The organism is Vibrio sp. Vb1574, from assembly GCF_033338675.1.
Genome location: NZ_JAWOTC010000034.1, coordinates 1 through 13,724 on the forward strand (window position 1 = coordinate 1; position 13,724 = coordinate 13,724).

The following is a 13,724-nucleotide window of genomic DNA, read 5'->3' on the forward strand; positions in this document are numbered from 1 at the left end:
CTTGATATGGTTTACTACCTACCAATCTCTGGTCCGGCTAACTACTCAGTGATTTCTGGTGGTAAAGAGTTTGCGTTTAAGTTTGAACAGCCAGATCTACCAATTGGTGATCTCAATGCGGGCACGGGTGGTGGTACCACTGAACCAGGTACGTGTGATACGACAGGTTTAGTGACATACCCAGCTCTGCCACAAACGGATTGGGCAGGTAATCCAAGCCACGCTAACCAAGGCGATAAGATCATCCACAACGGTGTGGTTTACCAAGCGAACTGGTGGACAGCGGTTGAACCGGGTACAGATGGTAGCTGGTCAACGGTATGTAACATCTAATTATTATGGATTATTTGTTATAGCCTAATGTTTACAGGCATTTAAACAAAAGCGCACGATGATTATCGTGCGCTTTTTTGTTGTGATAGTTTGTCGTTTAATCGAATTGGTAACTTTCAGGTATGACGACAATACCTTTGTCTGAGATTTTAAATCGCTTCGCATCTTCAAGTTTGTTGATGCCAATTTGAGTATGTGGCGGAATACGAACATGTTTATCAACTATGCAGTTGACCAACTGACTTCCTTCACCGACTTCTACGTCATCAAAAATGATGGAATCGACTACCGTTGCACTATCTTGAATGCGTACATTAGAGGAAATAATGGAGTGCTGTACCGAGCCTCCGGAATTGATGACACCGGTAGCAATGATGGAGTTAATAAAAATGCCTTCATTACCCGTGGCCGACGATACAGTACGAGCTGGTGGAAACTGCGGCTCGTAAGTACGAATCGCCCAATTAGACTGATAAAGGTTCATTGGCGGCACAGGTTCTAGTAGATCCATATTCGCTTCATAGAAGGAATCAATGGTACCCACGTCGCGCCAATAGCAATCTTTATCGACGCGCCCTTTACTGCCACAGAATTGATAAGCGTAAACGGATTCGGTATCAATTAGCTTAGGTATGATGTCTTTTCCGAAGTCATGGCTTGATGAATCGAGTTTTGAGTCGTCTTCGAGTGCTTCTTTTAAAACATCCATATCAAAGATATATATTCCCATAGAAACAAGGCTTCTGGTCGCGCTTCCAGGAAGAGTAGGTGGGGTTTCAGGTTTCTCTATAAACGAAGTAACGAGCCCGTTTTCTGCGGTGCCCATTACACCGAATGCTGAAGCATCCTCTACGGGAACATCCATACAGGCAACGGTGAGCTTAGCACCTTTCTCTTTATGCTCTTCAAGCATTGCGGCGTAGTCCATTCGATAGATATGATCGCCGGATAACACAACCACATACTTTGCATCATTTCGCGATAGCAACCACATGTTGTGATAAATCGCATCGGCGGTTCCTTCATACCATGCACCACCTTTGCGCATTTGTGGTGGAACAGCAGTAATGTAATCGCCTAGCTCTGGATTGAATATCGACCAGCCGTCTCGTAAGTGTTTTTGAAGTGAATGAGATTTATATTGGGTTAAAACAAGGATCTTGCGTAAACCCGAATGTAAACAATTGGTTAGTGTGAAATCTATAATTCTATATTTTCCGCCAAAAGGTACGGCTGGCTTGGTTCTGTCATCGGTGAGTGGGCTGAGTCTAGACCCCATCCCTCCTGCTAAAATTACGGCGAGTGCGTCTTCCATAGTATTCCCTTTCCCTTTTCTGACATGCATCAAAACGGTGCTAACCTGAAGGAGGTGGTATGCAACGCAGAGGTTTTGAAAAGCATGTGCTAATGTGCTTATTAGTGAAAAGTCTACTACAAGAATCGAGCCATAGAATATCTCCTTAAAAATCAAGGAGGTTAAAATTTCACTGTAAGACAACTGCACCATATTAGTGAAGCGCTAAATAGCCCGTGCATCAAATTGGCGCAAAATTGTAGAAAGGAGAGGTCAACAAGTATGGATTTACAATGTAAAGTGGCTACAAAACAAGAAGATAAATAGGGTTTTCTAGCTTAATAACTATGGCTAAACAAGGCTTAGGGTTAGCGTCTTAACTCTAAAGGTCTAAAACAGGCGCGTTGATGTAAGGCAAGAGAGCTTTGTATCAACAATTCAAGAGTAGAAGGCCTGAGACAACTCTTTTCACAGTTGTTGAGAGTGAGTGGATAGGTAAGTAGACCACTCACTCAATGAATATGTTCACTATCACTGATAGTGATACGTTATCACTGCACTAAGAGAGACCGACGATATTTCCTTCATCATCAAGATCTAAATTCATAAATGCGGGTTTATCAGGTAAGCCTGGCATCGTCATCACGGATCCAGATAATGCATAAATGAATCCTGCGCCCGCACACAAGCGCAGCTCGCGGATTGGGACGGTAAAACCAGTTGGTGCGCCTTTGACTGCGGAGTCTGTGGTTATCGATAGTGGTGTCTTCGCGATGCAAACCGCTAAGTTGTTAAAGCCTAATTGCTCAAAATGTTTGAGCTGTTCAGTCGCGATAGGAGTCATTTCTATATTGGTTGCTCCATAGCCCGCTTCACATACTGTCATGAGCTTTTCGAGTAATGATTGCTCTTTGTTGTATAACGGACAAAACTCTACAGGCGTGGTACACGCATCAATAACATGTTGAGCTAGTTCCGTTGCGCCTTGTCCGCCTTGCGAAAAAGCGGTGCTGATGGCTACTTTAACTTCGGGATTGAATTGGTGAATCAGCTCTTCAAGAGCTTTAAGCTCTTTCACACAATCTTGTGGAAACTGGTTAATGGCAACGACAGCAGGTAAACCGTATTTATGAACGTTATTTATGTGCCATTTTAAATTTTCAAACCCAGCCTCCAATGCTGCTTGGTCCGGATTAAAAATGGAATCTGGAATAGCCATACCTGGCCGTAAATCGTAGTGTCCAGAATTCGCTTTGAGGCCGCGTAATGTTGCTACGATCACTACACAGTCAGGAGCTTTGTTGGCGGCAGCAGCTTTAATGTTACACGCTTTCTCAAATCCCATATCCGAACCAAAACCGGCTTCAGTTACCGTGTAACCTGACAGTTTTAGCGCAATATCGTCCGCGATAATGGATGAATTTCCATGGGCGATGTTTGCAAATGGACCTGCATGGATCAACGTAGGAACACCTTCTAGAGTTTGCATCAGTGTTGGTGCAATCGCCTCTTTTAGTGTTACTGCCATTGCTCCTGCAACTTGTAGATCTTCCGTAGTGACGGGGGTTCCGTTCAAATCGTACGCTACGACAATTTTCCCGATACGTTGACGTAAATCTTTTAAATCTTTGGCTAGTGCAATTATAGCCATTAACTCGGAAGCGGCTGAAATATCGAACCCTTCGTCACGCTCGAAACCATTGATGGTTTTTCCTGCATCATTGAGGCCAATTTTGACTTTACGTAGTGCACGATCATTATGGTCCATCACTCGTTTCCAAGTAATACTTGCCGTGTCGATTTTAAGTGCTCTTAACCCGGTGCGTGATTCAAAGGCATCATAACCCTCGCGTTGCTCATGGAACAAGCGAGCGTCAAGAGCGGCTGAAGCAAGGTTGTGCGCCGCTGTCACTGCGTGAATGTCACCAGTAAGGTGTAAGTTTAACTCTTCCATTGGAGCTACTTGAGAATAACCGCCGCCCGCTGCGCCACCTTTAATACCGAAGACGGGTCCCATCGAAGGTTGCCTTATACATGCAATAACAGATTGATTAAGCTTTGCTAAACCTTGCGCCAGGCCTATCGTCGTAACGGTTTTTCCTTCGCCAAGAGGAGTCGGCGTGATCGCAGTGACGAGTACAAGTTTACCGTCATCATTTGCTTTGAGTCGTTCCAAACATTTTGGGTGGACTTTGGCTTTGTGCTTCCCGTGAGTGTCATACTCTTCGGGCAATAGTCCTACTTTTTCCGCGATAACATCAATAGAAAAAAGTGGTGTGTTTCGGCAAATTTCGATATCTGACTGCATGGAGAATCCCCAAAGTGGCACACGGGTAGCGTTGAAAAACTACCTGAGTTATAACGAGTATTATTGTGAGGCAAAGGTCTGCTTGGTGATGGTACTGTTTCGGTTAGGCTTGTAAAGAGTTTACTGCTTCGTATTGTGCGACATACTAACGAAATCTACTCGTTATAGTGCTAGATAAAAACAAAAAGGCCACCAAATGGTGACCTTGATATATTTTTAGCTTTAAAGTTGTCGTTTTAACGATCCCAATAAGTCTCTTCTAAGCTATCTTCTCGTTCAGGAAGCGCTCGCGATAGGCGAGGAGAGTGCTGCGTCAACACTTCATAGCTTACTCGGTTTGCGTATTTACAAATCTGAGAAAGTGAGGAGTAGGTTAAGCATCGTACTTCGTGCTTTTCTGAGTTAGGCACTTCTTTTTGGTGAAAAGAGTTTGCTGCCATGTCATGCAGTAAGGCTGAAAGGGCTGCATCACCTGCACCGTTAGTGTTCTTAATCTCTAGTGGTCCACCAAGGTAAGGGCCGATGTGAGAGTAGACCTTCATTGGGTTTTGACAGTCTTCTTTACGCATCGCACGACTAAACTCGTACTGGTTAAAGGCTTCGAGGGAGCTTTCAAGGATGTCGTGTGTGGTTTCTCGTTTTACTTTCTCGTCGGTGTAACCAGCCATGTACAGACCATTTGGTCCTGCTGTACAAAGTACGAGATCAACCCACTCAAGTGCTTTATCAGCAGCAGCTAGCGGCTCTGTTTCACCTGTTAGCGCCGCACCTTCTTCTTCATTCATAGCGACAACAGAAATGTTTTCGCGAATGTATTCTTGCCACCACTGTGCGTTACCTTCGATAACGTACTTTGTCCCTAGCGTAAGTACAACAGGGACATCGTGCTTCTTAGCAAAGTCGATCGCTCTTTGTACCGCTTTAGGCATTGGATCTTCTTCTTTACCACGCATTAGGTAAGAAGAAACAACCAGGGCTGATGCTTTCTCAAAGATCTCTTCAGGAATGCTTTCCGGAAGTAGTTGATTCATATGACCTTCGTTGATAGCAAATGTACGCTCACCGTCTTGAGAAATTAGGGTGTAGCAGCGACCAATAGGGCCATCTACCGTTTGTAAATGGTTAAGGTTCATGCGTGAAGACGTACGGCAAAGGTAGCGGTAAGCAAAAGAACCGACTTGAATGTTCTTAGACATCACACCGAGCAAAACGGATTTGCTATCGGCTAAAACCGAGTAGTTGTGAAGAGTATTGCCAATCGTGTCACCTGGGTATTGGTGTGTGATCAGGCCTTGCTCAACCAGTTCTTCGTAAAGTGCATCTGCTTTGCTTTCTTCAAGAACGAGCGAATGTCCTTTACTCAGGTTGTATTTCTCTAAAAACGCGTCATCTACACGTGCTTCGATATCTACAATGGTTTGACCGACACCAACAATAGTTGGGCGATATAGCTTAGGTGCCTGTCGGATTTGGTTTACTAATGGATCTCGAGCGTGAGTTGGGAAGTAGTGTTTAGATTTACGCTGACCAGGAAACTTCATGCTTGTTCTTGAGTGAGAAAAAAAAGAGGCGGGATTGTATCACAAAAAAATGAAAATCGTGGCGATTTATTACAAAGAAGTCTGCTCGCTGAAAAAATCAGCGAGCTGAGTAAATAGCAACCAAAGCAGCTGCAATTTATGACGCTTGTCGTATTGCAATGGGTTGTTTTTTAAACTTGTTGCTCAGCAGCGCCCGGAAAGAGCCTGCTCCGCGCTAACTAAATTTACCCGCGTTACTTTTTCACTTCAGTTGGCTCAACGTAAGCCTTGGTACCCCAAAGTGGGACTGTCGAAAGGCTATGCTTAAAACTACCATCGGTCTCTTTTGTTGTATAAGACAAGTAGAGTAAGGTTTGGTTATCGGCATCATAAATACGGCGAACCTTCATTGTTTTGAAGAAAATGCTTTTTGACTTCTTAAATACAATTTCACCGGACTTACTCTTATCTATTTTTGCAATCATTTCCGGTGTGATTTCGCCAGTCTGACGACATGATATTGAGCTATCACTTGGATCTGCTAAGCTGAAATCCGCTTCGATAGAGGCGATGTGACATGTGACACCTGTTACCACCTCGTCTTTCAACTCACCGACTTTGATGTCTTTCAAAGTAAACCAACCGAGCCCCACGTCAGCAACATCGTTATCTGAACAACCAACTAGAGTAGTAGCAAGCAATGCACTTAACAGCATCTTTTTCATTATTTTTGTCCTTAACTAGGAAAGATATTGATGAAATCTATCAGAGGTTTGCACCTAAAACAAAATTTAGCCACGGAAAGGTCTATGTGCGCTAGGTTTGTTGCGGGCTTCATGCTAATGTACTGCTCTAAACGAAGGTATCAAGATGAATGAACAACAGTTAGCCAGTATCGAGCGTAAAAATACATGGCTGTATGATCTGGTCGAAGTTGAATTTCCGACACCAGAGAGTTTGAAAGGGCGCGATGTCTATTTCAAAACGCTAGAAAAAGCAACGTATCAAGTAGTCGACAAAGACACACTACTGGAAAGTGACTCTGAATTTAACCCCGACGATATTTTTCTGGTCGATTTTCATCGACTGACCATTATGTTCTCTATCTTGCAATCTCAGCGCTGGGAACAGCAGTATGATAAAGATATGATCATTGAATATCTGACACAGATTATCCTCACGCCAGATTTTGAATTATATGTTGGTTTTAAATCTGGAGTCCCAATTGGTGCTGCTATTGTTAGCCATCTCGAAGGAAATACACTCATCTCTGATGTTGCTGTTTCTGAATCAAAATACAAAAGCTCGTTTGTGGCTGATCTGGCTAAAAGACTAAGCACCGAGCAAAAACTGTTAGACTCAGTGGTTATCGAAAACTAACTTACACATCAATGTGCATAAAAAGTAAAGCAAGATGACGTTGGGTGATCTTGCTTAGAAAAACTGTAATTGCTCCCTTCTATTTCCATGAAATGCCAAGCTCGTCGTTTCAACAATCCCAAACTCAAATAAGATTAATCCAAACATTCTTAAAATCAGCTTGGGCTTGAGCCTTTAAGACGTCTGGAGATGGCTATGGCAATTACCAATATTAAGTGCGTGATATTTGACTGTGATGGTACGTTGGTCGACAGCGAAAGACTGTGTTGCCAAGCGCTCGTCAATGTATTTAACCAGCATGGGGCTGAGTTAACGATGGAAGAGTGCGTTTCTCACTTTAAAGGAGGAAAGCTCGCTGACATCCTTTTAGATACTAAAGAATTGAAAGATATCAAAGTCCCAATTGATGTTTTAGAGCCGCAATACCGAGAAGAAGTCCAGTCTCTTTTTGTGCGTCACTTACAGCCGATGGATGGCGCAAAACGATTAATTCAGTTTTTGGATTCGCATAATATCGAATATTGTGTGGCGTCTAATGGACCTAAAGATAAAATTGAATACGCTTTGGAGTTAACCGGTTTACTCGATGCTTTCCGAGGGAAAGTGTTCTCGGCATTCGATGCGAATAGTTGGAAGCCTGAGCCCGATTTAATCATGTACAGTGCTATGAGCATGGGCTTTTTACCAAGTGACTGTCTTTATATTGATGACACGCCTAAAGGAGTTGAGGCGGGACTAAACGCCGGTATAAAAACGATACAGTTATTTAATGGTGAAGCTATCAATCTTGTTGATGACGAGCGTGTAATTCGCATCCATCATTTAGATGAATTAAAAGAGCAGCTGTGTGGCTGCTCTGTTTGACCTACTAATGGCAAACCGGACTCAAGCTGTGGATGTGCTTAAGTTTAGACTGTAGGTAAGGCGTTTGATGTAGACATTGGATAGATGAGAAGTTTTTTGTATGAAATCCGCAAGCAGCGCATGTGAATTTCTCGCCATCCGATGAAATGAGATATTCATCTCCTTGGCAGAGTGGGCAATTCAGGTTCTCTATGTCTTTTGTGTCTTTGTAATTATTCATATTGTTTTCCAGCAGCAAATTGGAATTGGCAAGATCAAGCATAGCGGAACGCTTTGTTTAAGAACATTATTTCATCCGGTACAGCGAGAACTTGAGATTCACTTCAAATATCCACTTGGATGTCGTAGAAAATATCGAAGGTAATAGTTGAACACGGTTTAAAGAAAAGGGTTCCTTAAGGAGCCCTTGTTGATCATAAGTTCCACAATGTTATGCGGTGCGGTAGCGTTGTAATATCTCACCAAGAGAAACGGAGGCTTGCGTGAGATTAGCGACGCCAGCGGTAGATTGCTCCGCCACTTCTCTGATTGTGCTTGATTGACTACGAATTTCTGAAAGTTCCGATGCAATATCGTTAGCCACTGCGCTTTGTTCTTCAGCAGATGTGGAAATCTGAATGCTCATGTCCATTAATGAGCGTGCTGACTCGGCAATAGAGGTAACATCATGGCCGATTTCATCAATAAGCTGGCTGCTGGTTTGAGCTTGCTGAACGGTTCGGTTGGTGATTGAAGCAATGTTCTGGCTCTCAATTTGAAGCTTCTCAATCATGGCTTGGATCTCTACTGTTGCCTGTTGAGTTCTGCTTGCTAATGTACGTACTTCATCGGCAACCACTGCAAATCCACGACCTTGTTCACCAGCACGGGCTGCTTCGATTGCTGCGTTTAGTGCCAACAGATTAGTTTGTTCTGAAATGGCGTTAATCGTTGTGATCACGTCATTAATCTGCGTCGTATTCTCGTTTAAATTGGTTACTGACGTAGAGGCTTGTTCAATATAGCTAGATAACGTCTCTATCTCGCCAATCACGTTTTGTACACGGCTTCTGCTTAGTTCGATCTTCTGGGCATCTTGGTCTGACTGCGTCGTTGCTTGTTGAGAAATACTTGATACCTCCTTTGCAGAGGCTGTCATTTCTTCCATTGCCGTCGCGACTGAATCAAGCGTTTGATATTGATGAGATATCTGGGTTTCACTCAACTGCATATCTTTTTCGAATGCAGAAGATGTCTCGCTCAACATCGTTGCATTATTTTTAACACTATTAACCAGTTCACTTAAGGTATCCATAGACTTGTCTAGCGCACAGCCGATGGTACCGAATTCATCTCGACCTGGATGGAAACCAAGACGAGAGGTTAAGTCACCGTCACCAATTTTTTCGGTTGTTGTATATAAAACCCACAGAGCTCCTCCGATAAACGTTGCCACCCAGTAAGAGAATAGGGCAAAAGGAATAACCCATAAGAAGCTGAGTAATAGTGACGATAGAGCTGATGATTTTAACGATTCGTATTGTGTGGACACATTTTGAGTCAGCTTAATCACTTCTCCAGAATGCAACTTGGCATAAGCGGTCACAGACCCATCGACAAAAGAACTCTCGCTTACGCGGTTCGATTTCGATACGCCGTCAATTTCTGTAGCGCGGTTTGATTGAGCATCAACGATACCAGAAAGCTTCGCTTCGCTCGCCGAGATGGCTTGCTGCTCAAATTGTTGTATTTCATTGAAGTAGCGGCTTCCAGCCACTGAAGTGAGGGCTACTAAAAATAGTAGGAATATAACCCACATTTTGTCGTTGATAGACATCTTGATAAACAGCCTGTCTATCGTTCTAAACTCAACTTCTCTCATTTAAAGCTCCATTAGAGATAAAAGATATTGACCAAATCTATTGCTATATCGAAACAAAATATGCGAAGTTAATCAGCAAAATATGTAACGAATACTAAATTTAGTTTAAGAAATGAGATCTAAGGACGCCTATAACAGTATGTTATATCTTTAAATTGACATGAATGTTGATAAAAGAGTCATTTCTCTAAAGTGTTAAGCGGATATGAAATCTAATTGCAATCGTTTACTTTTGATTATGCTCATAGGTTTTTAAATCTTTACTTCTCGCTGTCATGAATGTGTCATATAAAGACTATAAAAAGGAGTTGCTGATGTGGATATGGCAAGAGCCAGGCCGTCAGCAAGTAAAAGCAAGAGAGCTTAAAATAAAGGAGGTCACAATGAGCGACCAATACCAAAACGATGAGAGCCTAGAGCTGCTAGATGCGCTTGAAATTGGCATTATCTTGTCGGAATACGTTGGCTCAGACAACGAAGCCGAATAGTGGAACACTCTCATCTCGTCGTAATTGACGTTATACTAGGTTCATGTCACACCAAGCCCTAGAGGCCAAAACTGGCGTCGAATGAACTTTCTAGCCCACCTGCATATCGCAGATCACAGTAACAGCCATTTATTGGGAAACTTGCTTGGAGACTTCGTAAAAGGAGATCCAAGCAAGCTGTATGATCGCGATATCTCAAATGGCATCAGATTACATAGATTTGTTGACCGTATTACTGACCATCATCCAATCGTCAACGAATGTAAGCCTCATTTCACTGGTATTGCGAGACGTTTTGCACCTATCGCTTTGGATATGTTTTGGGATCATTGCCTCGCAAAACACTGGAACGACTTTCATTCCGTGCCTCTCGAACACTTTGTCCAAACGGCATACGAGCGAGTAAACCGAGAGGTTCATGAACATTTGCCGCCACGTTTTTTGGTGCTCCACAGCAGAATGTGGCATGGCCGATGGCTTCAATCCTATCAAGATCTAGACAATATAGAATTTGCACTACATCGGATGTCGCAAAGAAGCCCTAGAATGGCAGACTTAACCACAACATTTAAAGTGATTGAAAGTGATTACACCGAATTAGAAGAGAAGTTCTCGTCACTTTATCGAGATGTTTTGCGCCAGTCGTATGATTTTCAGCAACAGCTTAATGACTCAACTCAATGAGATAGAAAAGTAGTATGGCTTTAGGGGCTCTGGTAAACTCTGCGCTCCAAAAATAATGAGGTTACACATGTCTGTTAATTTTGCTGATTTAGGCATCGAACAAAAGCTAATCGAGACGCTAGGCAATCTAAATATCGTGACGCCAACACCAGTGCAAGAAAAGTCAATTCCACACGTCCTTGCAGGAAAAAACTTACTTGCTGCTGCACAAACTGGTACGGGAAAAACGGCTGCGTTTGGTTTACCTATCATACAAACCGTTCAGCAAAAGAAACTTAACGGCACACCTCAAGCATTGATTTTGGTTCCAACACGCGAGCTTGCACAGCAGGTATTTGATAATTTGAATCAGTACTCGGCAGAAACAGAACTTCGCATTGTGTGTGTTTATGGTGGTACAAGCATTGGCGTACAAAAGAGAAAGTTAGAAGAGGGCGCTGATATTTTGATTGCCACGCCAGGCCGCCTTTTGGATCACCTGTTTAATGGTAACGTAAACATCTCTAAAACCGGTATGCTCGTGTTAGACGAAGCCGACCGTATGTTAGATATGGGATTTTGGCCTGACTTGCAGCGCATCTTCCGACGTTTGCCTGCTGAGAAACAGATCCTATTGTTCTCTGCGACATTTGAGAAGCGAATCAAAACTATTGCGTATAAACTCATGGAATCGCCAGTTGAAGTCGAAGTTTCACCAGCAAATACGACTGCTGAAACGGTAACACAAATGGTTTATCCAGTGGATAAAAAACGGAAACGTGAATTGCTAGCGTACTTAATTGGCTCGCGGAATTGGCAGCAAGTGCTTGTATTTACAAAAACGAAGCAAGGCAGTGATGAGTTAGCGAAAGAGCTCAAGTTAGATGGCATCAAAGCGGTTTCTATCAACGGTGATAAATCACAGGGTGCCCGCCAAAGAGCTTTGGATGAATTTAAACAAGGTAAGGTACGTGCTTTGATTGCAACCGATGTGGCAGCACGAGGGTTAGATATTCAAGAGCTAGAACAAGTCGTGAACTTTGATATGCCATTCAAAGCAGAAGATTATGTCCATCGAATTGGCCGCACTGGAAGAGCTGGAAAGTCAGGTTTGGCGGTTTCTCTGATGAGTAGAGATGAGGAGTACTTGTTGCAAGCTATCGAGAATCTGCTTGATCAACGCTTACCCCAAGAATGGCTGGCAGGTTTCGAACCAAGTCTTGTAGAAGAAGTTGAGCCTGAACAAAATGGGCGTCGTCGTAGTCGTTCATCTGAGAAGCGTAAGCTAAAAGCAAAATTGGCGATTCATAAGAATCGTGGTAAATCACGTAGCTCTCGCTAAACCGCGCAAACTTTTGTTCTTACATAGTCAGGCTGTTTTTGCCTCTTCATAGACGTCTAACGTTTGGGGGATAGCAAGTAGGTACCCTTGATACATATCGAAACCGAGCTTTTTCATTAAGCGAAGTTGATGCTCGGTTTCAATTCCTTCGATAACGGTTTTAGAGCATAACGCTTTTGCGAGTGATAATGCATCGTTAAGCGCTTTAAAATCACCGTTTTCATACCTTAGCAATAAAGAGCGATCCATCTTGATTATATCTGGGCAAACGCTTCTCACTCGCTCAGTTGTCGATGCATTGACGCCATAATCGTCAATCGCTAATTTAAATCCTTCAAGACTTAACTCCCGAGCAGCTTGAGACAAAGAGAGTTCATCCTCCACCTTCAATTCAAGTAACTCCATGACGATTTGTTCATTCATCAAATGCGATTCATAAATGGTTTGTTTTAGCAGTCGGTTATAAGTGATGTCTTTGACTAGTATCTCTGCCGCTACCGGTAATACATTGAGAAACAATTGTTTTGTGTGAAAGCGAGACTGAGAGAAATTTTTGATATGGATTAGGCGACTTAAGCGTTCAACATTGAGCAAATCTTGAGTGGGAGTCGCTTTGGATTGGAAAAACTGATCTGGCCTAACCATGGTGCCATTGGCATTGCTAATTCTTACCAGTGCTTCAAGGCCAACGATGGAAATATCGTTCTTATATATGGGTTGAAAGACACTGCGGAGAGTGAAGTTCGCGTATTTCGCAATATACTGCCCGTCGGCTTCTTTCCGGATGCAACTAAGTAGTTGCGAGATGCTCATCATTGTTACCACAACCTAAATCAATGTCTCAACATCAGCGTTATCGCGCTAATTTTTCTATTTCATTGGCAATGAATCTAAGTGTGCTCATTAACTCAAGCAAGAACGATGGTAATGGATGGGTAGTTTTGTCGAGTGATATCAAACAAATTGATGAAATAATTGATAATCTCAGCACTTCAATTTGATGCTACCATTGCAGTACGGCATACAACTGCAAATATTTTCTGACTAACTGCTGTTTGTTCGAACGCCGTAAAGGATGCCCAAACTTAATGTAACAAGGGCTAATACCGAATCGAGTGTCCAACGATTGCGTGAGTTGCGACTCGCTGGTGTACAGTGTGATTCCTTGTTCTGTGTATTCGTTGATCTGATCGGGTAGTTCCCCCATCCACCAATGAAGCAATTCTCGGCTCGTTTTGCTGCGACTTATCCAATGATCACAAACTAAAAAGAGTAGGTCATTAGGCTGTAAGGCATAGCCATATTCACTCTGCCATTCCGTAATTGATGAGAGTAAGTTTTCCCGGCAAGATTTTCCGGCACTGACCATATGGTGACTCAGAACCCAGACAGTGCCGATGTCGGATGAAATTCGATAGTGATGGGGAAGGTCTGGAGAATCCAACACTTCGATTGGCTTTATCACGCAGTTGTATCCAAAGTGACGAAAAGTATGTTCCATCCTTCTTGAAAACGCGAGACCAAGATGATGCTCACTCATGCCTTGGTTATGCACCGCAGGGTAATGCTTTTCACACAGCTTAAGACAGTCGTCTTGAAAATCATTAACACTTTGAATAACTAGGTCGAGTAGCAAAGAATATCCCTTAATAATTACAAAACGAACTGCAA

At 42.9% G+C, this 13,724-nt stretch carries 13 protein-coding genes; 6 read left to right on the forward strand and 7 right to left on the reverse strand.

Annotated features, from left to right (window positions below; genetic code table 11):
• A partial coding sequence (locus R7O12_RS17700; protein ID WP_318126172.1) for a cellulose-binding domain-containing protein occupies positions 1-333 on the forward strand: 333 nt, incomplete at its 5' end.
• A gap of 97 nt (positions 334-430) precedes the next feature.
• Here R7O12_RS17700 and glgC read toward each other — a convergent pair.
• From glgC to R7O12_RS17720, 4 genes are all read right to left on the reverse strand, one after another.
• The gene (gene glgC, locus R7O12_RS17705) at positions 431-1,648 is read right to left on the reverse strand and encodes a glucose-1-phosphate adenylyltransferase (RefSeq protein ID WP_318126174.1); all 1,218 of its coding nucleotides are present in this window, start codon (positions 1,646-1,648) and stop codon (positions 431-433) included.
• Positions 1,649-2,186: 538 nt separating this feature from the next.
• Entirely contained in the window at positions 2,187-3,935 is a 1,749-nt protein-coding gene (locus R7O12_RS17710) for a formate--tetrahydrofolate ligase (protein ID WP_318126176.1), read from the reverse strand.
• Between the two features lie 236 nt (positions 3,936-4,171).
• Positions 4,172-5,476: an inosine/guanosine kinase gene (locus R7O12_RS17715; protein WP_005376376.1), complete on the reverse strand. Its 1,305-nt coding sequence runs from the start codon at positions 5,474-5,476 to the stop codon at positions 4,172-4,174.
• Between the two features lie 233 nt (positions 5,477-5,709).
• Positions 5,710-6,180, reverse strand: a complete 471-nt coding sequence (locus R7O12_RS17720) for a CreA family protein (protein ID WP_005397614.1) — start codon at positions 6,178-6,180, stop codon at positions 5,710-5,712.
• Positions 6,181-6,325: 145 nt separating this feature from the next.
• Here R7O12_RS17720 and R7O12_RS17725 point away from each other — a divergent pair, with 145 nt between their 5' ends.
• Together R7O12_RS17725 and R7O12_RS17730 are read left to right on the forward strand one after the other, a co-directional pair.
• The gene (locus R7O12_RS17725) at positions 6,326-6,835 is read left to right on the forward strand and encodes a hypothetical protein (protein WP_005376378.1); all 510 of its coding nucleotides are present in this window, start codon (positions 6,326-6,328) and stop codon (positions 6,833-6,835) included.
• A gap of 195 nt (positions 6,836-7,030) precedes the next feature.
• A complete protein-coding gene (locus R7O12_RS17730; RefSeq protein ID WP_017820949.1) occupies positions 7,031-7,699 on the forward strand; it encodes an HAD-IA family hydrolase in 669 nt (222 codons plus the stop codon).
• Positions 7,700-8,129: 430 nt separating this feature from the next.
• Here R7O12_RS17730 and R7O12_RS17735 read toward each other — a convergent pair whose 3' ends face one another.
• Entirely contained in the window at positions 8,130-9,560 is a 1,431-nt protein-coding gene (locus tag R7O12_RS17735) for a methyl-accepting chemotaxis protein (protein WP_005376380.1), read from the reverse strand.
• A 314-nt stretch (positions 9,561-9,874) separates the two neighbouring features.
• Between R7O12_RS17735 and R7O12_RS17740 the strand changes: the two genes are divergently transcribed.
• From R7O12_RS17740 to R7O12_RS17750, 3 genes are all read left to right on the forward strand, one after another.
• The gene (locus tag R7O12_RS17740; RefSeq protein WP_017820948.1) at positions 9,875-10,048 is read left to right on the forward strand and encodes a hypothetical protein; all 174 of its coding nucleotides are present in this window, start codon (positions 9,875-9,877) and stop codon (positions 10,046-10,048) included.
• Positions 10,049-10,129: 81 nt separating this feature from the next.
• Positions 10,130-10,732 (forward strand): ACP phosphodiesterase, encoded by a 603-nt coding sequence (locus R7O12_RS17745; protein ID WP_085569047.1) that lies wholly within the window; start codon positions 10,130-10,132, stop codon positions 10,730-10,732.
• Positions 10,733-10,799: 67 nt separating this feature from the next.
• Complete coding sequence (locus R7O12_RS17750; RefSeq protein ID WP_031781393.1) at positions 10,800-12,053, forward strand: DEAD/DEAH box helicase; 1,254 nt, start codon at positions 10,800-10,802, stop codon at positions 12,051-12,053.
• Positions 12,054-12,080: 27 nt separating this feature from the next.
• On the opposite strand, the gene R7O12_RS17755 is transcribed toward R7O12_RS17750, so the two are convergent.
• Positions 12,081-12,869: an EAL domain-containing protein gene (locus R7O12_RS17755; RefSeq protein ID WP_042520834.1), complete on the reverse strand. Its 789-nt coding sequence runs from the start codon at positions 12,867-12,869 to the stop codon at positions 12,081-12,083.
• 187 nt (positions 12,870-13,056) lie between these two features.
• A complete protein-coding gene (locus tag R7O12_RS17760) occupies positions 13,057-13,689 on the reverse strand; it encodes a hypothetical protein (RefSeq protein ID WP_005376385.1) in 633 nt (210 codons plus the stop codon).
• Positions 13,690-13,724: the final 35 nt, after the last annotated feature.

Coding starts and splice junctions, on each gene's coding strand:
- glgC (WP_318126174.1), bottom strand. CDS start 1,648: ATGGAAGACGCACTCGCCGTAATTTTAGCAGGAGGGATGGGGTCTAGA.
- R7O12_RS17720 (WP_005397614.1), bottom strand. CDS start 6,180: ATGAAAAAGATGCTGTTAAGTGCATTGCTTGCTACTACTCTAGTTGGT.
- R7O12_RS17745 (WP_085569047.1), top strand. CDS start 10,130: ATGAACTTTCTAGCCCACCTGCATATCGCAGATCACAGTAACAGCCAT.
- R7O12_RS17730 (WP_017820949.1), top strand. CDS start 7,031: ATGGCAATTACCAATATTAAGTGCGTGATATTTGACTGTGATGGTACG.
- R7O12_RS17710 (WP_318126176.1), bottom strand. CDS start 3,935: ATGCAGTCAGATATCGAAATTTGCCGAAACACACCACTTTTTTCTATT.
- R7O12_RS17740 (WP_017820948.1), top strand. CDS start 9,875: ATGTGGATATGGCAAGAGCCAGGCCGTCAGCAAGTAAAAGCAAGAGAG.
- R7O12_RS17715 (WP_005376376.1), bottom strand. CDS start 5,476: ATGAAGTTTCCTGGTCAGCGTAAATCTAAACACTACTTCCCAACTCAC.
- R7O12_RS17755 (WP_042520834.1), bottom strand. CDS start 12,869: ATGATGAGCATCTCGCAACTACTTAGTTGCATCCGGAAAGAAGCCGAC.
- R7O12_RS17735 (WP_005376380.1), bottom strand. CDS start 9,560: ATGAGAGAAGTTGAGTTTAGAACGATAGACAGGCTGTTTATCAAGATG.
- R7O12_RS17725 (WP_005376378.1), top strand. CDS start 6,326: ATGAATGAACAACAGTTAGCCAGTATCGAGCGTAAAAATACATGGCTG.
- R7O12_RS17750 (WP_031781393.1), top strand. CDS start 10,800: ATGTCTGTTAATTTTGCTGATTTAGGCATCGAACAAAAGCTAATCGAG.